This window comes from Candidatus Zymogenus saltonus, assembly GCA_016929395.1.
GTDB lineage: Bacteria > Desulfobacterota > Zymogenia > Zymogenales > Zymogenaceae > Zymogenus > Zymogenus saltonus.
The window spans coordinates 15,859-36,869 of record JAFGIX010000082.1 but is presented as its reverse complement, the minus strand read 5'-3'; the positions used below and the strand labels follow the sequence as shown (position 1 = coordinate 36,869).

At 55.0% G+C, this 21,011-nt stretch carries 24 protein-coding genes; all 24 read right to left on the bottom strand.

Annotation, left to right across the window (positions count from 1 at the left end):
• Positions 1–187 precede the first annotated feature (187 nt).
• The gene (locus JW984_15320) at positions 188–577 is read right to left on the bottom strand and encodes a hypothetical protein (protein MBN1574566.1); all 390 of its coding nucleotides are present in this window, start codon (positions 575–577) and stop codon (positions 188–190) included.
• Complete coding sequence (locus JW984_15315; protein ID MBN1574565.1) at positions 577–816, bottom strand: hypothetical protein; 240 nt, start codon at positions 814–816, stop codon at positions 577–579. The genes JW984_15320 and JW984_15315 overlap by 1 nt, the downstream gene beginning before the upstream one ends.
• A gap of 704 nt (positions 817–1,520) precedes the next feature.
• On the bottom strand, positions 1,521–2,006 hold the full coding sequence (locus JW984_15310; GenBank protein ID MBN1574564.1) for a hypothetical protein: 486 nt from the start codon (positions 2,004–2,006) through the stop codon (positions 1,521–1,523).
• Between the two features lie 4 nt (positions 2,007–2,010).
• On the bottom strand, positions 2,011–2,235 hold the full coding sequence (locus JW984_15305) for a hypothetical protein (protein ID MBN1574563.1): 225 nt from the start codon (positions 2,233–2,235) through the stop codon (positions 2,011–2,013).
• 8 nt (positions 2,236–2,243) lie between these two features.
• Complete coding sequence (locus JW984_15300; GenBank protein ID MBN1574562.1) at positions 2,244–2,510, bottom strand: hypothetical protein; 267 nt, start codon at positions 2,508–2,510, stop codon at positions 2,244–2,246.
• The gene (locus tag JW984_15295) at positions 2,500–2,835 is read right to left on the bottom strand and encodes a hypothetical protein (protein MBN1574561.1); all 336 of its coding nucleotides are present in this window, start codon (positions 2,833–2,835) and stop codon (positions 2,500–2,502) included. The genes JW984_15300 and JW984_15295 overlap by 11 nt, the downstream gene beginning before the upstream one ends.
• The gene (locus tag JW984_15290) at positions 2,832–6,068 is read right to left on the bottom strand and encodes a hypothetical protein (GenBank protein MBN1574560.1); all 3,237 of its coding nucleotides are present in this window, start codon (positions 6,066–6,068) and stop codon (positions 2,832–2,834) included. Before JW984_15290 ends, JW984_15295 begins: the two co-directional genes overlap by 4 nt.
• Positions 6,065–6,568 (bottom strand): hypothetical protein, encoded by a 504-nt coding sequence (locus JW984_15285; protein MBN1574559.1) that lies wholly within the window; start codon positions 6,566–6,568, stop codon positions 6,065–6,067. Before JW984_15285 ends, JW984_15290 begins: the two co-directional genes overlap by 4 nt.
• The gene (locus tag JW984_15280; GenBank protein MBN1574558.1) at positions 6,569–7,825 is read right to left on the bottom strand and encodes a hypothetical protein; all 1,257 of its coding nucleotides are present in this window, start codon (positions 7,823–7,825) and stop codon (positions 6,569–6,571) included.
• Position 7,826: 1 nt separating this feature from the next.
• Positions 7,827–8,216, bottom strand: coding sequence for a hypothetical protein (locus tag JW984_15275; protein MBN1574557.1), 390 nt, complete (start codon positions 8,214–8,216; stop codon positions 7,827–7,829).
• Positions 8,213–9,040: a hypothetical protein gene (locus JW984_15270; GenBank protein MBN1574556.1), complete on the bottom strand. Its 828-nt coding sequence runs from the start codon at positions 9,038–9,040 to the stop codon at positions 8,213–8,215. The genes JW984_15275 and JW984_15270 overlap by 4 nt, the downstream gene beginning before the upstream one ends.
• A 219-nt stretch (positions 9,041–9,259) precedes the next feature.
• A complete protein-coding gene (locus JW984_15265; GenBank protein MBN1574555.1) occupies positions 9,260–9,799 on the bottom strand; it encodes a hypothetical protein in 540 nt (179 codons plus the stop codon).
• Positions 9,800–9,811: 12 nt separating this feature from the next.
• Positions 9,812–10,609, bottom strand: coding sequence for a hypothetical protein (locus tag JW984_15260; GenBank protein MBN1574554.1), 798 nt, complete (start codon positions 10,607–10,609; stop codon positions 9,812–9,814).
• Positions 10,610–10,618: 9 nt separating this feature from the next.
• Positions 10,619–11,017, bottom strand: a complete 399-nt coding sequence (locus JW984_15255) for a hypothetical protein (protein MBN1574553.1) — start codon at positions 11,015–11,017, stop codon at positions 10,619–10,621.
• The gene (locus JW984_15250; protein MBN1574552.1) at positions 11,010–11,492 is read right to left on the bottom strand and encodes a hypothetical protein; all 483 of its coding nucleotides are present in this window, start codon (positions 11,490–11,492) and stop codon (positions 11,010–11,012) included. Before JW984_15250 ends, JW984_15255 begins: the two co-directional genes overlap by 8 nt.
• Positions 11,489–11,812, bottom strand: a complete 324-nt coding sequence (locus JW984_15245; protein MBN1574551.1) for a phage head closure protein — start codon at positions 11,810–11,812, stop codon at positions 11,489–11,491. The genes JW984_15250 and JW984_15245 overlap by 4 nt, the downstream gene beginning before the upstream one ends.
• A complete protein-coding gene (locus tag JW984_15240; GenBank protein MBN1574550.1) occupies positions 11,809–13,008 on the bottom strand; it encodes a hypothetical protein in 1,200 nt (399 codons plus the stop codon). The genes JW984_15245 and JW984_15240 overlap by 4 nt, the downstream gene beginning before the upstream one ends.
• 44 nt (positions 13,009–13,052) lie before the next feature.
• Positions 13,053–13,910 carry a hypothetical protein gene (locus JW984_15235; protein MBN1574549.1) on the bottom strand — a complete coding sequence of 286 codons (858 nt, stop codon included), beginning with the start codon at positions 13,908–13,910 and terminating at the stop codon, positions 13,053–13,055.
• Positions 13,911–13,962: 52 nt separating this feature from the next.
• On the bottom strand, positions 13,963–14,271 hold the full coding sequence (locus tag JW984_15230; GenBank protein ID MBN1574548.1) for a hypothetical protein: 309 nt from the start codon (positions 14,269–14,271) through the stop codon (positions 13,963–13,965).
• A gap of 393 nt (positions 14,272–14,664) precedes the next feature.
• Positions 14,665–15,918, bottom strand: coding sequence for a phage major capsid protein (locus JW984_15225; protein MBN1574547.1), 1,254 nt, complete (start codon positions 15,916–15,918; stop codon positions 14,665–14,667).
• Positions 15,919–16,026: 108 nt separating this feature from the next.
• Positions 16,027–16,905, bottom strand: coding sequence for a hypothetical protein (locus JW984_15220; GenBank protein ID MBN1574546.1), 879 nt, complete (start codon positions 16,903–16,905; stop codon positions 16,027–16,029).
• A 163-nt stretch (positions 16,906–17,068) separates the two neighbouring features.
• On the bottom strand, positions 17,069–19,207 hold the full coding sequence (locus JW984_15215) for a phage portal protein (protein ID MBN1574545.1): 2,139 nt from the start codon (positions 19,205–19,207) through the stop codon (positions 17,069–17,071).
• Positions 19,204–20,502, bottom strand: coding sequence for a phage terminase large subunit (locus JW984_15210; protein MBN1574544.1), 1,299 nt, complete (start codon positions 20,500–20,502; stop codon positions 19,204–19,206). The genes JW984_15215 and JW984_15210 overlap by 4 nt, the downstream gene beginning before the upstream one ends.
• A complete protein-coding gene (locus JW984_15205) occupies positions 20,499–20,960 on the bottom strand; it encodes a hypothetical protein (protein ID MBN1574543.1) in 462 nt (153 codons plus the stop codon). Before JW984_15205 ends, JW984_15210 begins: the two co-directional genes overlap by 4 nt.
• Positions 20,961–21,011: the final 51 nt, after the last annotated feature.

The following is a 21,011-nucleotide window of genomic DNA, read 5'->3' as shown; positions in this document are numbered from 1 at the left end:
TTGAAATCACTGGAGCCGGAGGGGGGAGTTGAACCCCCGACCTGATGATTACGAAATGAGAAATCAAAACATCCAACCCCCCGCAATCATTAGCTAAATGCCCGATTTCATTGATAGAAAACTACCCGAAAAACCCCCAAAATACCCCGTTTTACCCCCCTTTATTCCACAGCTTATTCCACGTTTTTCAATACACCATAATTCCCAGCATCAACAGTATCGTTATGACCGATGTCCCGAGGTCTTTTCGCCATGCGTCGCCCAACGTCTCAGGATCATATTTCTCTGCGAACGCCTCTATCTTCTTCTTCAGCGCCATGAGATAAATCTTATCGTTCAGCACCTTCTCCCACGCTTCGGGGGTGACTTCGTACTTTCCTGTTTTCTGATTCCACTTCACGGCGCCAGTGGAGGTAGCCGGTTTCGCTTTGATCTCCTCTATTACCTTTGCGATGTCCTCTTCATTTGGGAAGAGCGAAGCCACGGGGGGCTGGGCCTTTAGATGTACAAGTCGGGAGGTGGTGGCGCATCCACCGAGCGCGAGTACGACCACAATTAAAAGTATGATTTTTTTCATTACTTCCCTCCATACAGTTTGTCTCCGAGTTCAGCCTTTGCGGGCGCATCGGGGGCAATCTCCTTAATCTTTGTGGGGATATACTCGATAATTATCTGCTTCTGTCCCTCGTTGACTTTTTCGAGCAGAAGTTCATTTTCCAGCCTGTTGATTTTATTCCCCCTCACCCACACCATCAGGAGGAGAAATCCTGTCAGGATTACCCACCCTATCAGGCCGATACGTTTCAGCTTTGCCATTTTTCAATTTCTCCATGATCAGGTCTTTGCCAGCATTGGCTGTGAAAAAAGCAACGCAAAGAAATATAAGATAGGGAAACGACTCAATAGCAAAATTCATAGACCGAATCCCAAAGAATACGTAAACTGCTACTACAATGATAAATGCCGTAAACTTCCGACCACCTACATTAGACCACATTAATTTACTCCTTTACTTTGTCGCCTCCCGTCCCTTGCGACTGTTTGACGTGTCCCATGCACCAAACACGTCATACGCTGTTAATCCACAAGTGGCGGTTAAATACCGCTCTAACAGTGTCCAGCACCCGCTGGCCGCACCCACTTGTTCTTACCCATAATTTTGGTATTTGCTAACAGCGTCCCCTATTTCTTTACTCCTTAATTTTCTTATTTTTCTTTGTACTCTTTTTTTTATCTTTTTTTTGCTTTTCTGTATACATATCTATTTTCTCCGGCCCCGCCCCTCCGAAGTTCGGGGATTAACCCTAATGTCCCACTTGTCCATATTCTTATCCAAAAATCTTTTGCCACCAAATAGGCAGGAAATAACAACCCGCCCCTATAAAACACGAGACAAGAAACCCAACTATAAAGGTTCCCCATCCGCCAAACGCCAGCGAGGATATAGTTACGGGCGCCACTCCGGCCAGGGTGATTAAAATTGATTTCGCTAAAGTCATAATTTACTCCTTTGTTCGGGTTTACTTTATTGCCTCATACGCCTCTTTGAAACTCACATATACCTGTTTACCGCCTCTGTCCACCGCTCCCCATCTCGCCCTCGATCCTCTTGTATCAAGATGAAATCCAGGGCCATACCAGTGAGGGTAGATTCCGAGACCAATTTTATTTGCAACCGCAAGCCCTCCGGGTGGCGGGCCGATAAAAGCGGTCATCAAATCCACAGCGTCTTTGTAATCGATACCAACGATATGGAAATCCGCCGCATCCGCATAATGGTAAAGAATATTGCCATCGCTGTCTTTAACCGGAACGTGATGTCGGGAATCCTTACTGTGGCCGTAAAGGTCGAGTCCGCAGTGAATCACGAAAGGACACTCAAAAATGTCCCGAAGGTCATCGAGGAGAAATATCAGTTCCCGCTCCATCTTGTGAGGATCGCCCCACCTTTCTTCAGGAGAAAAATATTTGATATTTTCCCAATCTTTAGCTGTCATCAATTCCATGGTATCACCTAAAAAGAAGTATTAACGCCGTTACCAATGAGGGTATCGATCCGGCCAGAAAGCCCCAGAGGGACGCCTTGATCTTCAGCTGTTCGATGGTTTTTGTGTGGTCGGTAACCGTCTCGCGGAGCGACTCGATATCCTTTAAGATGATCTCGGTTCTCTCCAGCATCATCCCCCGAAACTCCGCCGATTTTATGCTGCCGTTGCCGTTTTGGTTCTTTGTCATGGCTCACCTCACCTCCTCACGACAAGAGGGTCATCGCTCTTTATCCCGAACGTTTTCCCCGTGATCTCCGACTTGTTGATGTCGCCGTCCTTCAGGCCCAGCCTCACCCTGTCCCCCACCGAGACGGCGACCTGCGAATACACCCACTTCGTCGTCCCGCTGTCAAGACGCACCAGGTACTTCCCGTAGTCGTTGCTCCCGATAATCTCCCCGGTTTCATCGTTGTTTATAACGGCGCGCTTCAAGACGCCCTTTAAGAATTGATTAGGCTTCAATTTCTCCGTCCTCAAATTTTATGCACGTCAGGTCAACCAGCACCGCCGGACCGTCGCTTCCGAAACTCACGTCGTCCACGTACACGTTCTCGCGGTCAAGGCTGATCTCGGGACACCTTACGTTGACCCACACCCCCCTTATCAGTCTATAGCCGTCGGCAGGATAGTGAATCTTAAATCTGTGCTGGCGCTGTATCTTCCAAACCTCGTTGAGCTCGTAATATCCCCTCTCGATGGCCTCCGCCTCGCTGAGTATCAGGGAGCCGCTGACCGGGGACATCGGCCTACCCCCCTCCCCGTAACTACATATAACATAAACGCTCATATTGCGGATGTCGTCCTTAACTTATTGCTTTTGTAACGGTACTTGACGGTGGCGTTATAGGCGACCTCGTAATAGCGGTAGACCGACCCGTCGACGGCCCCGGCCGCAGGCATGGTGAGCCTCTTTATCGCCTTCTCGTCGTAGCTCTTCAGCGCCCCCCCCACCCGGGCGCTCCCCTTGAAATAGAAAACCACGTCCTGGTCCAATATGCCCTTGTAAAAGAAAAACTTGCCCATATTTTCTTTACTATCTTTTTGACCCGTAACGCACTTCTCGTATCCCGCCTTTGCAAAGTCGTAATTTCCGAGGGTAAAATTTCCGTCCCCCGCCCAGTTGATGTAGACGGTAAGGCCCGGTATTTTCTCCCCGGTGTCCTTGTCGTACACGTCTCCGTAACCCTGCGTTTCACCCGTGAGGGGGTTGTATCTGAGAATAGCTATATCGTCCTTTTTCGCCACGACGGTGCATATCACGAGCGTATACAGCGACGCCAGGCTGTTGACGACCCTTATCCCCTGGATATACTCGGCCCCATCGGAGATAACCGCCTCGTCCGTCTTGACCTCTATCGAGTAGCCGTCCTTTTTGACGATTCTTTTTATGTCCTCGTAGGTTTCGTGCCCCTCTCTCCCTGTAAACGACCCGCTGAACGTCAGAGGTTGCCACGGCCCTGTCATCCCGGTGCCGGTTGTCGAGGCCGTTGACCCGGAGCTTTCGATGTTGACGTTTATCTCTACGATACAGTCCTCGGCGCCGACAGAGCACCTTATGCAGTTCACCTCGGAGCCCGTGGCCGGGGCGGTAAATTCAACCTGAGCCGTCCCGCCCGACTCGTAAATCACCTGGCACTTGCTCTGGACTTTATCGCTCAAAACCTGGTTCAGGGTTATGGTGTTCCCGCTTATCTCCTTCACGTAGTCGGCGTAATTCACCCCGGTGTAAGGCTCGCCGTCGACAAGCCGATAAATGGAGGTCAGGGAATCGATCTCGTGATTCACCGATAGCGTCACCTGATTTTGGGAGGTGACCTCTTCGGTTATCTCGGAGGTGGTGGTCGGAGCCGAAGATGCGGACAGGGCTCCCGTTCCCTCGAAGACCTCGAAGTAGATTATCGTTCCGTCCGGGACGGAGCTGCCGTGCGGGTCCCACGCCCTGGCGGTGATCGTAGTTTTATCCCCAGTTGCGAGATCGGAATCCTTGGCCGAGGCGGAAATCCCGTCGATCATCGGGTCGTCGAGGGTTATCACGCAGATAGCCTCCATGCCCCTGTAGGTCGCCGTTACGGTGATCTCGCCTCCCCCTCCCGCCGAGGCCCTTAACGTGTTTACGGCCCTGGCGTTTTCGATCAGAACCTCGCTATCATCGAGGCTCCCCCCGCCCTCCGCGGAAAACGAGCAGGTCTCGCCCCCCTCGTAGCTCACAAGGTGCGGAAGATCCAGCATCTCGCCCGTGGTGGTGATCTGGCTCCCCTCGAAGGTATACGGCCCCGCGATCTTGTTTCCCGGAGATCCCCCCTCATCCTTCCGTACGCCCGTCACCTTTTTAATCGTCTTCGAGACGCTGATCTTGTGCGGGTCGGATGGATTGGCCGATTCGTGCTCGACAACCTCCGTGTCCTCCGGTATTCTCCCCGGCCGGTAACAATATGCGGTAAGTAAAAGGCTGTCGACGCCGTTCGACTCCAGAAGGTACTTTGACGCCGTGAGCATTATATACGGCCACAGCCCGGAGTCCTCCTCGTCGGAGTATCCGGTGACCTCCACCTCATTTTCCCTCGTGGGTATAATCATCGAGTTGGTGGGGTCGATAATCATGCCGGAATCCAGAGACAGTACAGGGTCAGTCTCCTTTTTGTAGCCGATTATCAGGTTGTCGTCCGCGTCCGTGAAAACGTCCCCCCCGCCCGCCTCCGCGATCTCCTTGACGATTGCGATCCGGCTCTTGTCCTTCACCGAGTAGGTGTTTCCCGGAATGGTCGTATCGATGATGTTGTATATTACGTTGATGGGCGAGGCGAGGGATTCGATGAGTGTTTTCTTCAGAACATCCTCGGTGTAGAGGGTGTTGATATTCTCCGTGTAAGGCCTGTCGAGGTAGGCGGTGTAGCTTCTCCCCTCGATGTCCGCCCCGTACCCGTCCGACACCTGCTCCCCGGCCGACTCCCAGTAGAAATTGCCGAGGGAATCCCCGTTGACGACAACCTCTATCCTCGTCTCGTCAAAGCCGTCCTCCCCGGGTCTCAACGGTCCCTTGTCCTTGAGGAAGTCCTTCTCCCGGAGCTCGATCTTCAGCGTCTTCGTGTAGCTCTCGTAGGCAATCTCCCAGCTTTCGACCTTGCCCGTGATGTCCTTTCCGTCGAGGTAAATGTTGGTTTCGGGGGTGAAACAGGTCGGGGGCTGGCTTCCTATGTTGTTTCGTAACGTCCATTCCTGCTTTACCGGGCCATACTCAAGGAGGTCGTTTTTGAACGTCCATTCTTCGGAGACCCCCTCAAGGAGCGAGTTTCTGAAGATGGAAAACGACCCGTCGAAGTTGTTGACGAAGGCTGTATCCGTCACGAGGGAGTTCCGCAGAATCCACTCGTCGCTGACGGATCTGTCGATGACTTCGATATAGTCTAACTTCAGCTGACCATAATAGTTGCCCGTTAAGACGTCCCCAATCATCCACCAGACGTTGTCGGTCGGTGAAAGAATAGCGGTGGTGGTGGCGGTATCTCCGTTGTCGTTTGTGAAGGTAAACGTTTGCGTGTCGGGATGCCAAACGATTTCAAGCGTGTATGGAGTGGCAAGGCTTATACTCCTGACGCTTTTTATTGCGGCGTTCCAGCCAACCCCTCCCTCCCAATAATAGGCCGTTCCCCCCGAATTCCAAAAAACCCACCTCTCGTAGTAATTGGCTCCACTTCTGGTTACCCACAACTGCAATATGCGCGTATTATAATTGTCAATTCCGGTTTGATTTTCGGCAAAAGAAAACATGAAATGCAAAGAGTCGCCGTCGTTAAGCGAGAGCAGTTCGTAGCCGTATGTGATTTTTAACGGGGTTTTGAGAAATTCAGCGGCGGTGAGGGACTCGGCGGACTTTATTACCGCGCCGCCGGCGTCATTGCCGGTTTCAAGGTAGCAGTAATTATTTTCCTGATAGACGACTCCATTTCCGGCCGTTTCGGTGTCAATGCCAGCCTGGAAGGCGCCGTCCAGATGGAAGCCCTCTTTTAAAAAAAAGCTCATGCCACTTTCTTCAAATTGATGTTTAACCCGCCGCTATTGTTATCGGTTTGATCGTCGGCGGGTATCCACATCTTGAATACTCCGCCGGGCCACGAAAAGATAAGCTTCTGTCCCTTCACCGAATTGTAAGCGGTCTCCTCTGAATCGGCCTGCTCGGAAAAGGGGTTGGCCATCGAATAAATACCCCCCAAACTCCCCCTTAATGTCCGAAGGTACCAGCTCCAATAATGGGGGCCGGGAACGTTGTCATCACACGCCCCGCCAGTCGGGGTCAGCTCATACGTCCCGGCGGGAAGTGTTTTCTCAAAAGCGCTGCCGTAAGTCAGGACATGTTCATTCGCCGAAATATACAGATCCCATTCGCTGACTCCCCCTTCCTCCCCGATCCGAAATTCCAGTCCATTGAGCGAGGCCCCCGCCCCGATCCGAAACTCCAGCGGCTCAAGCTCTTTATTACCGCTCGACAGATTAAATTTAAGCGCTTCCAGCTCATCGGCCAATTAACTCCCTCCCCTCAGGGCGATTGCAACCCGGTTGTTGGGATACGCAGGGCTTAAAGCGAGGACAATCTCCTCGATCCAGATGCCCTTTGATGAGGGGGTCGTGCTGAATGTCAGGGTATCCCCGGTGACCCAGGTCCCGCCCCAGAAAGCGCTTGGGATTGTAAAATAGCTACCTCCCTCATTTGCCGGAGAGTAATCGGCGCTGATGTCTCCGGGGGGCAGGGTCCCGCTGAGCGTGCCGACACAACTGAAGGCTCCGTAATCATCGGTAAACGTTATCGTCCAGTCGTCGACGACCGCCCCCACATCATCATCCTGAATGGGATTGCCCGACTCGTCGATCGTCCCCAGAGCCGAGGACTTGACGGGCGCCGTGTGTGCGGCGGCAATCGTCCCGAGCTCGAGGACCGTGGAGATCACCGTCCCGTCTGTGCCGTAGTGGATGGAGTTGTCCAGACCGAGCACCGTGTCGGCGGTGGAGTCGGACTGTACCTTTACCGAGTTGTCGCTGTAGTAGTAATCCGTCTCGATCCCCACTTTGTTGGTGTCGTGGACGTAAGCCGTCCCGCCGACGAGCTGGGCGTTGATCTGGTCGACCACCTGGGCCGCCGTCCGCCCGTCATCTTCGAGGTCTATTATCTGGTCGGCCCCGCCGTTGATTGAGATCACGAGCGTCAGGCCGTCCACGTCAAAGTTTTCGGCCACCGTTCCCTCTACGGCGCCCTGGGTCTTGATGTCGTGGGCCTCCCCGCAGTCCTCATCCGTTGTTATCGTGGCGACGTTATCGACCCATGACACGTTGGTCACATTAAGATATTTCTCGGAGCCGGTGTCGCGGTCAAGCACGATGATTTTCGATCCGATATAGACGCCGTCGGGATTGTCGTACGTAACCTCGAAAGGGGTCGTGTTGCCGGATGTGGATGTTAGCGCGGCGACAGGCTCTCCCGCCCCGGCCCAGTCGGTATAGCCCACGGCGTCCGCCTGGGTGTCGGTGTCCGTGCCCTCTTTTATGCGGTAGTAGTCAGGCCCCACCGACAGATAGGCAAGGAAGAGCTTCGCATAAACCAAATCCCCGGTCTCTTTCTTGATGAAGAACTTCCGGTATCTCAGAAGGCCCGTCGTCCGCTCTTCCTCGGTCACGTGGGGGAATAGGTTTTCGATGGCGTTGTTCTTGACGTCCACGACGTCCATCGTCCCACCGTTTGCCGAGGAGTCGTTTATAACCTTTGACTTTTTCAATTTATTCGCCATCTCATACCCCCGTGCAGATTAGTTTTATTTCTCCATAAAAGAGAGTGTCCCCGTCCGGAGCGGAAAACGGAATCAGGTAATCCATCTTGATCGCCGCACCGCTGGAATTATCGAAATAAACCTCAAATTCTGTGCTATTAAACGTGAGCGTGTATTTCGCTCCGGAAACGGCGGACAATGCCTTCAGTGCGTCAATCGTCGTCTTCGAGAGCCAGCCGGTACGGGGGTCGCCCCTGAGGACAATAGGGAAGTCGGCCCCCCTCGTGGCCTGCGAGATGATAAGGGCACCGTTTACGGCCCTGTAAACCCTCATATTAAGGTCAGGCTCCTGAAGGATGTTTACATATATAGGATCGTGATCTAATGTTACCGAGTCTATTGATGTCGTCATGGGCGCTCACCACTAAAAAGATTGCTTTTCAGATCACTCGCCCCGACCTTTATATCCTGCCAGTCCTGACCCAGCGTTTCGCCCCAGCCGCCGGAGAACAAAAGCCAGAGCAGGGGGTTCTTCTTCTTGTCGAAGTCTTTGGGATTCACCACGAGGGACTTGAGCCCTGCGAAGAATGCCTTAATCAGCGCCGTTCCGAGCTTCATGCCGAAGCTGGCCATCTTGCTTATCAGCCCCTCCGACATAAGGAGTTTTTCAAGCCCACTGGAGATGGCGTCCCCGATCTGTTTCCCCAGCCCCTCCCAATTGCCGCTCTCTATTTTAACCAGCATGTCGGTCATAAAATTCACCGCCTTGCCGAGGGCGTTTCCGATTGTTTCCGCCCACGACTTCAGTTTGCCCTCCGCCGACCACTTCTGGATGATCCCCCAGATGGTCTCCACGGCGTTTAGCACCGCGTCAAACAGCCCCGACTTTCCCACCTCCCGCACGAACCCCTTGAAAGCCTCCTTGATGCCGTTTATGGCGGTCGTGAAGCGCTTCTGCTTCTCCTCCGACTGCCCGGCGAATATCGTTTCCCAAACGCCCTTGAGCCTTTTTATCAGGCGCATAATCGCCCCGATAGCGAGGATAATGATCCCGACACCGGCGAGGGCCGCGACCGACCCCACGACAAAGGCGGTCTTGATAAACCCGCCGATCTTGGAAAAGGTCCCCTTTAGCCCCCCAACCCAGCCCTTGAAAATCCCCTGGGTCTTTGCGAGTTCCGCCTTTGTCTCGGCGGAGGCAAGGCGCATCCTAATTTTTGCTTCACCTGCGAGCATAAGAACTCCTTATCCCGTCTACGGTCGCCATCATCTTTTCCGCTTCGTCCCTCGTTTCGATGCCCCGGGGCGGCGCTTTGCCCAGTATCAGCGACAGGAACGTTGCCGTGGTGCGGTCCCAAGCCTTGTAAATCAGCTTGATTCGGCGGGGGGAAAGCCTTCTGATTTCGGCGTCGCTGAATTTGAGGTACTGCTTGAAGACGATATATGTGTCTATATCTATTCCGTTACCGGCGGTTCTTGCGCCGGGAATCTCTCTGTTGCCTGTTTCTTGACTCCCGCTTTTGCTTCTGCTTTGTCGATAATTTCCTGCGTCTTTTTTTTTATCTCCTCCATCAGGAGCTTGTTCTCGGCCCAAACCTCAACGGCATCGTAGATCTGCTCCTCGTTCACCTTGATGATCGCGAAGGCGAGCTTCATCATAACGCTCCCCTTGAGCTTCTTTGCCTCGAGGTAGGGGATCTCGGGCGTGCCGTCCTCCCGCTCCGTCGAGATCACGATGATCTGGGCAATGCTCTCGCTCATCTCCTGGGCGAGGAAGGGGAGGCTCATCGCCAGTTGCGTGGTGAAAGACTCGATCGTCAGCTCTACTCCATCGGGGATGCTCTCCAGCACCCGGTGAAATATCTTCCCGATGTGGTTCCCGCACCGCCCGATCTGGTCGATTCCCATCTCCCTGATCTTGTAATGCCGGCTCCTGCGCTGGTCGAACACGTCAATGACATAATCGCCGTCAAGACACTGCATGTCCATATCCATTGATAACTCCTCTTATGGCGTGTAAATCTCCCACCGCCCCAGATTGTCGCCGTAAAGCGAGTAAGGATCCTTCAGGAAGCGAATCGTCGACTTGACCCCGACCACACTCCCCTTTTCCCCGACCTTCAACGGCAGTTCCATATCCGGCATGAGGCAGGCCTTGCCGTGCTGGATCCGAAGATAATCGCCGTTGGTAAGGGGTTTGGAAAGCCTGACCTTAAAGGTGGTGAGCTCGATGCTGCTCTGCGGGGTGAAGTACTTCCCGTCAAAGGTGTTGTAAGTGTAGTCGACGTAGACGGTGTCGCCGTCGCTGATTGCCCCGCCGTGGATCCTTGCAATATGGCCCTTTCTCCTGTCAACGATGTAGTCGGTATTCTCGACTCGGGTGTCCCCACCGCCCGCCAGCGTGGTCACTGTCACCGTGCAGCCGGGGACAAAATCGTCGGAGTAGATCAGGGAGTGCCACGTCCCCTGTCCCTTGACTCCGCCGGAGTCGTACCGCCCCGACATGACCACCGCCTCGTCGCTGACCGCCTGGGTTCCGGCAGTGGTCGTTGTCATCGTCCCACCGTTGATGATGATCTTCCAGATGTCGATGTCGTCGATCCACTCCCATGTGAACTCGATGGTGAAATCGAGCTTGCCGAGCAGCACCTTTTCCGGCACAATCGGGTAGCTGGTCGTGGTGTCCAGAACGACCTCCTCTCCGTTAATCTTCGGCGAGAGGGCGGATATTCTCCCCAGCTCCTCCCAGCCGGAGCCGACATCCACCTCCAGCAATCCGGTAAGTCCCAAGTCTTCAAGGCTCATGTTATCCTCCTATGCGGCGACCACCTCTATGTCGTAGTCGACCTGTGCGTGCCAAACGTAATCTTCTCTCTTAATATCGAACCTCACCCTTTCAAACTTCCGGGTGTCGTAGCCGGCACCGAAATCGAGACCGCAGTGATCGAAGACCCTGCATATTCCATTCACGATGCCCAGTGCCTCATCTTTCGCGTTCTCCTTGCTCCACACCGAGAACTGTATCGTCGGCCTCTCCATCGCCCCGGAGAATATGGCCGTCTGGTCTCCGCTTACGAGGTGATACGTGACAAAGGGAAATGTCGGGTCCTCCGCCGAGTCATAGTACAGGGTTGCGGCCGCCGACAGCTCCCCGTCGGCCACCCACCTCTCGTAAATCTTGTCAAGAAATGTCTCCAGAAAGCTATCACTCATAGTCCGGTATCAATCCTTTTACTATGGTTTCGACCAGCTTTTCCCTGTTGTTGTTTAGGGCCGGTCGCCAGTGAGGGCGCGGGGCCATGTTTACCGAGCCGAATTCTAAGGCGTCGTCGTATTTCACGTTTGACCCCGCCTCCCCCAGTATCCCCTCCTCGTCCTTGCTTACCCTCCAGTCGCACGACATGATCAAGAGACCCCTGTCTGTCGCGGGGGGTTCGCCCGGGGCGGACGCCCGGTGCACGATATAATCCCCAATTCCCTTAACCTCGCCCCTCTTCTCCGGCCTACCCCTCCTCCTGAAATATATTCGCCCTGACGCTGGGCTTGTCTTAACAAGCCTGACCGTTTTGTTTCTCAATAATATGCACGCCTTCTTCATGTTTTTCAGGCCGTTCTCCTCGACGACCGCCAACACCCTGTCGTCGTAGATGGTCAGCTCAAAGTCCTCGTCCTTGTAATATAGCGTCATGTCTGCTCCACCCCCTTGCCGGATTCGAGAAGAACCCTTAAACACGTCCGTTTATTATCAACACGCCTTATCTGGTAATATTCCGACCCCTTCCTGAAGCGGTCGTGTACCGATACGGTCAGGCCCTTCTGGAGATCGCATAAAAACTGATGTGTCGCCACGATGCCCAGCTGGTCGTAAATCATCTGTTTGTATCCGGAGACCGTGGATAGCACCCCGCTTATCTCCCGTTTGTCCTCCCATGTTACTACGGATCCTCCTTTGCTATCTGATGTGGAGGTCTTTCTCTGGAGGACCAGCTTTGTCTTCGGTCCGATCATATCAACAGCCTCCGGTATCTGTTGAGGTAGCTGGCCGCGTCCGAGGGAATCGCTATTCTTCCCGCGGTGTATCCTTTGCCGTACGGAGACGAAATCTCCTGCTCAAAGGTCTTTGTTATATCGTCGATCCTGTAAGACAATAGCCCGCTCGACTCCTCGATCTTCTTGTCGTAGAGATACTTTACGAGTATCAGGGTGCCGTCCTTCGCATCCTGGGGCACTGTCTCGTAACCGCCCCGGTACTCCGGCCTGACGTTACGGTATCCCGACGGCCAACGCGACAGTGACCTACACCTGATCTCCCCCGTCTCCGGATTCACCTCGAAGTCGTATTCTGTATCGTCGGGGATCTGGAGATAATATGAGGAGTTCTTTCCCACCCGGAGGCCGGGTATCCTGACCAGTTCGGTGTACGGGTAGTCGGTGAAGCCCGAATCCGCCAGGTCCGCGCTCCACCCGGAGCCGATGCCGTTTATCGCGTCCACGATTTCGCCCAGGTCGTCGTATGTCTCGAAGGCCACGGTCAATGTCCCGGCGTTCGCCCCGCCGACAACCTTCAGCGTGACCTGCGTGTCGTCGATGGAGACCCGCGCATACGCCATGTCCGAGGACGAGTTCTCGATCGATATGCCGTTCATCGTCCCCACCGTTACCCTCTCCACCGTGATGATGGGGCCCTGGTAGGTCCATATCGAGGGATTTCCCCCGTCGTGGTACTCGATGTAGTCGTCAGCCTCTATATTCTGTTTGCAGTAGACCTGCTTTATCCATAAGTCCAGACCGTTCACGATTTGCTCAACATTCGCCGAAGGATCACCCGCCGCAATGTCCGAGGCGATAGTCTGCGCCGCGCCGTGGGCCTGGTTGAGCCCGAAGGTCAGCCCGCCGTCGCTCCCGGTGGCGGTGTAAGCGATGGTGTGGCCCGATCCCGCGTCGATAGTGAACTTCCCGGTCGTGGTCGAATACGAGATGGCGAAGGTGATCGTCCCCGTACCTGTCAGCGTATCGTCGGCATTCATGGCCGCCTGCAACGCCATGGCGAGGTCGCTTGCCTCGTACGTCCCGTCCGGCACGTCGATTGTTGCCGATCCCTGGTCGGAGGTGAACTTCAGGCCGTCGTTATCCGCCGTGATGGTGAAGTAGAGCGACGGCACGCCCAGCCATGATAGGGCTTCTTCGAGGGTTACGAGGGACATTTGTCCTCCAATTTACATGGGGGCTTTAGGCCGCCCCCTGAGCCTTAATAGGTTGCGTAAGCGTCGGCGAACTGGGTGTAGACATTCGGATTCGCATCGGTCTCATACCAGCAGTGGATGTTGGTCAACTTATTCGCTCCATCCACCGTCAACCCGCTTGTCAACATTCCTACCGAAATTAGCGTAACCTCGCACGCCACGGCCCCTACAACAGTCATGCCTCCGGTCATACGGTATCCCTTGAATCTGAACCTATCGTCCGTACTCTCCGTAATTGCCGTAACAAGACCCTCGATCTGCTGTCCGTGGCCATCCGCATATACCCTGATCGCGTCAGTAGCCTCTCCACTCCGATTGATATCGATCGAGGCGTCCGTTTCCGTATCGGCGTTCGTAGCGAAATCCTCAAGAATCAGGTTTATCCTCTTCCCGACCGTCGCGTTATCGACCTGAAGGCCAACCTGTCCGTCGGCATGATCCAGGGTAATGTTCTTTAGGGTTGCCGTCCAGGTCCCGGATGCGGCCGCGGGGTCGATGCCGATCACATGAGTCGTGCTGTCGGTCGATGAAATAACAACATTCCCGATACCCATCAGGACTACATCGTCGGTATCGGGCCACGTGACAGCATCGGCCTCATCGTACTCTCCGGGGAGCATGATGATCGTTTTTCGCGTTGCCGTAACGAGAGTCATGGCCTTAGTCAGCGATGCCACCGGCGACAGGATCGTCCCGATGCCATAAGTATCGTCTCCGAGCGGAGATACCCATATATGCTCACCGTCGGAAATCGCATTGGCCGCTGTCCTGATGTGTATTCCGTACTGATTGGTCAGAAGGTCCACGACAAGAGCATCGCCGTCATTCGCCCATTCTCCTTTGAATCCAGGTGATCCTCCCATTTTATTCTCCTTTAATCAGGGGCCGAGCGAACCCGGCCCCATCCGTTAGCTTTTAAGGCGCGTCGTAGATCCCCGTACCCATCGGGATGCGGTGGAAGTTCGGCTCGTACAGGATCGCGATCGCCACACCTATGCTCGATGAACCTGCACCGGCCTGTGCGAGTCTCAGCTGAACACAGTCGTATCCATCAGACAGGTCTTCACCCCTCACCTCGATGGCATACGTCCTGTTGCTTACCGCCGGTATCGTGAAGGTATCGGAGTCGACTGCCTTTTCGAGCAAGATATCCTCGTCCTGTCCGGCCCCGTTAGCGGTGGCCGTATAGAGTGATGTCCCGCCCGTTATGGTCTCTGCATCCACGAATGCGGTGGCATTCCTGGTGTGCAGGAGCACATCGTCACGGGACGCCTTAACGACCACGCCAGTCGCCCCACCGTCGCCTGTGACGGTCTCGCCTACCGTAAATACGCCGGTCGGAGACGTGATCAGGAGCCTCTGGCCTGTCGTGTACATCTTGTCAAGGCTGAGCTGTTGCACTCCGGCTCCGGCGACGCTTGTTGCCTCGTAGAGAGTTACCGCGACAGTGCCGTCAACGGTGCCCACCACGATGTAAAAGCAGCATCGACCGTATCCCTTCATGGAGATTACACCCCCGTTATTCGCCCCTGTGCGAAGATTCACGGGCCATACCACGGGGACAAATCCGGTGTTTTTAACCAGCTCTGCAAAAATCGAACTCATTTTTTTGTCCTCCTATGCCCTTTCAGCCAGGGTAATGAATGGTGACAGCGGCTTCGCCGACTTCGGCCCCTTGAACGCTTGCGGCCACGAAGGCTTGCCGTCTATACGGAAGGTCCACCTGAATGCCATGTCATTGTAGTCGAAGTACAAATGCATGGACTGCGCACTGCGGATTCCGCCCTTCATCCCGACGTAGTAGTGTCTCCAGTTCACGAGCATGCCATCTCCAAGGTCGCCCAATGTGGCGCAGTGCTTGCTCCAGGCGATCGGATATCCGAGTATGCTCGCGGGAGCCACACCAGGAGGCGTCCATACGGGAGCGCCGCCGAGACCTACGTCGACCTTCATCGTGGCGATCTGTGGGATACAATCCCTGTTGAAATGCCAGCGGGTCGCCGATGTCGCGGCCTCATCCTCGTAGAGCTGGGCGAACATCTTCAAGACGTTCATGTACTCCATAGTGTCCGCCGGCTGGCTGGTCTCCTTGGGGATGGTTACGAGAGCCTTTCCCGAATTCATAACTCCGAGAGGCTGGCCCACGCCGCTTCCCTCGATCAGCACCTTGGTCAGCTGGAAGTTCAGGCCGTTCACGAAAAGGGTGTTGAGGACAGTTTCAAGCGTGCCGGGGTTGTCTTCGAGCATGTCGTTGGTTGCGCGGCAGAGGGCGATACAATCCTTGAGCTTCAGAGTGAGCACCCCGAATTTCGGATCGCTGAACGTGCCCTGCTTTCCCTCGCCCTTCCAGTACCAAATGATCCCGCCGCCTATCAGGTTGCCGCTCTGGTCGAATCCCTCGACGTAGGTCAGGTCAAGAGAGTTGGTGGTCATCGGCCACTCCGTCACCAGCGGCATGATGGGGTTGGTCTCCACAGCGACATTGAACGCACCCATCGAGAATGCCGTCGGAATCAGATGTCCGCCGGACTCCCCGACATCAGTTGAGAGAGTCTTGTTGGTGGCTATGGCGCGGTTCCACTTCAATAGCTTCGGAGGGATGTAGTTCGCAGCCATGTTTTCCTTCTTGCAGGCGATCGCCACGTCCCGTGCGAATTCGGCAACGTTGACGAATCCGCCCTTGGTGTCAAGTGACAACCTGTCCACGCCCACCTCGATGTCCGAAGGCTCCGGTGCGGGAGGATCCGCCTTCTCCTCGGCCTTGGCCTTCTCCTCCGCTGCCTTCCTTTCCTTTTCGATAAGCTCCTGAGCCTGCTTCTCGGCCTCTTCCTTGATGTACTTGTCAAGAGCCTCTTTGTTTTCAAACTTCATTGTCAAGCTCCTTGTTAGGTGTTGGCAACCTAACGCCTCCAGCCACTTCCCCTGATATCTCCAGCCTTAAGCCTGATATCTCCAGTTCCGCGAGCCTGACGTCTCCGGTCAGTTTATTTCGATCACCTTTCCCTTGCGGGTGGCGATCACTATCTCCGCCATCTTGGTGGAGTGCTTCTTTATCAATGCCTTGAGATCGTCGGCGTCCACCTCGATCTCCTCAGGTTCCTCCGGGATCTCGATTGTCTCGTCTATCTCGATAGATTCGTCCTCTTCCTGCTCTTCCTCCTCCACCTCCGGCTCCTCCGGGGGATCCTCGTCCATCTTCAATATCCCCGAGTCAGCCAGAGGCTTTATAAGCCCCTTCGCCTTGACGAATTCCAGCGCCGCGGGATTTGAGGGAACGGAAACATCGGAGTATTCGAGTAACAGCCATTTTGTGATTATCGTATGGGGTTCCCTTTCCGGCTTTTTCCCGAATGCCTTGGCCGCGTCCTTCCGCCATTGGTCAAGGGTTTTCACCCACTCGTCGTCATCCTGTCTTACGTAATCAAGGACTATGAACCCGATGGACTCGGCGAGGGGAAACCCGTCCCTGCGGTACTGGTATACCCTCTCGGCCTCGGGCGTCTTTGCGTACTGCGTTGCGCCTATAAGTCCCTTCTTATCAGCCTTTATCCAGATGTTTTTACCTATCGGGAGCTCCCTCGAATTATGCGCGAAAAGAACGACCGGGTGATCACGGTAATCAGAGAGAATACCTCCACCCGGAAGAACGACCTCTCCGTCCCTGTCCAGAGCCAGCGTGGTAATGTAGGATTCTATGATCCTTTCATCATCATCAACGACCTTATCTCCCTGCTTTGTCGCGTAACCTTTACGGACAACCTCGGCTTCATCGGTCAGCCCGTATTTCGCCTTGATCGACTCGATATCGGCAAAGTTGGCGTCTTTAAGCCTCAGCCTTTTGGTTATTAATTCCGGCATGATTTATCCTCCTCTCTACGGCAACGGCCGCACAGATCGATCAAAACTCCTTTATTTGAATCGAAATTGTTGTGAATGCTCGTCCTTCCGCATTTCCGGCAGATAAGCGTGCTGGGCCTCTTATTCTCGCTCCTTGTCACCATCTTGTTTCGGTAACCGTCTTTCATTGCGATATCTCCGCTACGAGTATGATAAGAATCGTGCACCTGCACTGAATAACTTCCTTCGCCGCCGCCCCGTGCTCCCCTGGGTGGAGAAGGCCGTTGCTGAACCGCTCTCCCTTCGCCCGCTTCTCGCCGTCCACTTCGTGATGCGATTCCCGCTCCCTCCCGTCCAGCGTCGTCACCCACTCCGACCCCCAGCTGTCCGGGTCCTGCATGATCGCCTCGTAGAGGCCGCCGTTATATGCCCCGGCCGCCTCCGTCCGAGCGATAACCCCCGCCCCGTACTTGTCGTCATGCTCCTGGTACTTCCTGACCCGGTCTCGGAGCTCGGTGATCGTCTCCCCCCGCATCAGCCCCCTGATCAGCTCCCACAGGATATCCTTCCAACGATCGGCCGGGATTGTTTTGATCCGGTTCTTCGCCATGCTGAGCACATTGAGCGCCCGCGACGAATTGATATCGAAGGTGATCCGGCCCAGACTCTCGCCGCCGGCCACGAATGTCTGCTCGACGAGGGGGTACAGGTCTTTTTCAAAACGCTTCTGCCATTTCTCATCATCAAATAGCCATTGTTGGGCGACCTGCTGCACCTGTTGCTCTTCGTCCCTCTTAACCTTGACCGTCTTTCCGCTATCCATATTTGCGAGGACCTCGCCCCACATCTCGTTCAACAGATCCCTGGCCTTCGCCTCGATCTTCTTCTCGTGCTCGGTGACCGCTTTATCGAACGCCTTCCAGTGGGCCTCCCTGACCGCCTTCCGGTCGTTCTCGCTCTTCAGCCTTTTCTCAGGCTCGGTGTCGTCGTTCTCGTCCTCGTCGGCTTCGTCGCCGGTGTTCGGGTTCACGGGAGGAGCGGACGCCGCCCTCAGCCCGGGCACCGTCCCCGCCCAGCCGTCCGGGATGTCTTTAAGGGGGGGCAGGCCGTCGTCGATGCGCATCTCGTTCACCGTGCGAATGCCGTACTCGGCGTAAATCCTTCTGTCCTCCCGGTCCTGCGCCCTGTCCTTGGGTACCGGGTTGTCATAGATCAAGCGGATATTGGTGGAGTCATACCAGGGTACGAGGCCATGATTCCAGACCGCCTCTATCCGCCGGAGCATCGGGAGAATAGCCAGCCGGGAGAACATCTCGAGGGCGGTTGTAGCGGACGCGAGGTTCGCCCTGTTCAGCTTGCAGAGTGCCTCCGGCACGTGGTAGATCCCGAGGATCTCCTGAAACGTCAGCTCCCGCCCCTTGATGTGCGCCAGATCCTTCAGCCCCTGCTGTATCGGTGTAAAATCAACATCGCCCTGAACCGTAAGGTTTTTGCCCGCCCTCGTCGCCCCTCCATATAACTGGCGTACTTTTTCAGTTGCGACCTTAAATTCCGTTGCGCTCAAGTTATCCGAAAACTTGAAGATGCCCCCAAGAACGGCCGCGTGCCTGAATACCGACTCCTCATGCCTTCTGATCTGGTAGTCGGTGTTGACTGAATCGATCGCCGCTTGCAGTGGAGATTTCCCCATGAGCCCGCCCCTCACATCCGGTATTTTGAAGTGAAGGACCTCCTCCGGGCGATACTTCTTCGTAGCCGCACCATCCCTGTACTCGTACCTGGCGACCCTGTTCTTTTTCTTCTCGTCAGATACAATGCTCCATCTCGCCGGGGACGAGGACCAGAGAGCGACCGGGAGACCGCCCTTGCTCTCGATCTGGGTGAAGTTATTTCCGGCGAGCAACTTCTGTTTTACAATCCGATAAGTAAGGTCATCCTGGTTGTCGTTCTCGTTTACCTCCTCGAGGAGCGTCAGCACCGGGTGCTCCACTATCTCCACGATGTCCTCCGCCCCGGCGGCCCACGCCTTGTATTCGGCGGCAATGTATTCCTTCCTGTTTGTTTCGAGCCTTCTGCTCGGAAAGTTGAGCTTTTTCCCCCTGCCGCTCGTCCTGGCAACCAGCCTCAGTTCGATCGCGGAGCAGTAGAGGGCGATCAGGTCAATGCAGGTGGCCACCCACTGGACATCCGCATTGAGGAACGACTCCGCACCTGGGATGAACATCGGCTGTCCGGGGAGCTGGCCCCCGACGGTGGTCCAAACCCGGTCGTCATCTACGGTAAGGGCCCTGTATGCCCTGCGCAATCTCTTTCTCAAGCTCATACGACCTCAATCCTGAACGTGCTTTTTTTCACGTCATAGAACGCCATGATCACGGCGTCTGCCTTGTCGGGGGATTTCATCCCCCTTTTCTTCATCTCCTCCTTACTCTCCACCTTCAATCTCTTGTCGCTCCTGATATCGTACTTTATGCCCGCCAGCTGTGAGACCAGCTCCGGGTCGTCCGGTATGTCGATCTCCTCCTCGACGAGCAGGGTCCTGAAGCTGAACGCCGCCTCCGCCTTCCTGTTGATGTACCTCTCCGGCTCCCTCGCGGATCCCCCCGGCTGGAATTCGTGGACGTCGTAGCCCATCTCCTCGAGGGGATCGTGAACCCCGCCCCCCACTCCCGGGATGTCGACATTCACCGGGATCCTCCCGTGGCCCCTCTCCTCGATGTGGTCGAGCAGGAGCGCCACCTCCCCCGCCGTCCTCGTCTCCTTCTGGAACCTCGCCGTGTAAAGAATCTCCACCTTAAATCCAAACCTCACGGCCAATACGTTGTAATCGCCCCCCATCCTTGCCACATCGAGACCCGCCTGTACCGGCTTCCCTCTCTCCCGCGTCCTCTCCACGGCCGCCCTGATGTACTTGTACGGGAAGATGTAGTTCTCCCCCTCCATCACGTTCCAGTCGCCGTCCAGGTACTTCTTTACCAGCTCCTCCGGGAGGTTGCGCCTGAGGCTTTCCACGTAGTCGTCCGGGAGATACGGGTTGTCAATAGGTAGAGCCGGAATAAATATGTTGTCGGATAGCTTCTTCTCTATGAAATCCTCCCTCACCCAGCCCGGCTCCGGGTTCGATGCCAGAAGCCCCTTGTATCTGACCGGTTCTCCATTCACCTTATGTCTTAGCCTCGTCTGCAATGTATGAAAGTATTTCTTTGGTATCTCCGTCGCTTCGTCTATGGCGAACCATCCGAGCTTCATCGACCTGATCCTCTGCTCCCCTATCGACTCGCTGGAGGGCTTCAGCCCGCCGTAGAAGATGATCGACCCGTTTATCAGCTCGTAGTACTTCTCCGTCTTGTGATGCCTCCTTATCAGCTCCTCAGGAAGATACTCCTCAAGGGTCATTAAGGTCGTGCGTCTCAGGCTTTCAAGCTCCCACCGGCACAGGAGACCGACGTTGCCGGGGTGATCCAGGGAAAGCTGTATCGCCTCGTTGACGAGAAAGACCGACTTGCCCCCTCCCATCGCCCCGCCGTAGAGGACGTAACGCTCTTTTGCGGTATGCGCCTCAATCTGTTTAGAATGGGGAACGTATCTCTCTTCAAGATGTATCTCCCTTGCCGTCATTCACTTTCCGGCTCTTCTCCCTCCTCTTCGGGAGCCTCCTCTTTCGCTTCGTTTGGCCTCGGTACGGCCGTGTATATCACGTTGATGTTATGCTCTATCGGCTCGCCGTCCTTTCCGGTGTGCTCCATTCTCGAAGCAGAGATAAGGCCCAAGATGTCAAATGCGAGCTTCCTGTCCTGGGGGGATCCCTCCTTTCCGGCTGTCGTTGCGGCTGTAATCGTTGCCCTGATGATGTCCGGCATAGCTTCCGCAAAGACCTCTTTCCACAATCTCCGCCTTTCGTTAAGAAGGACCTCCTGAAAATTCCGGTATTTTTCGCTGTTTCTTAAAGCGTAGATGTAGCGCTCGGTAACCCCCGCCAGTTCAGCGATCTCCCTGTTTATGAGGTTCCTGTTTTCAGGGTTAATCAATAGTTCCAGCACCTTAAACTGCTTTCCTGTAAGTCCAAATTCCGCCATTTATGAATCCCGTTGAACCTTTTCAGCCCTCTTCAATCTCCCGTTTCATCT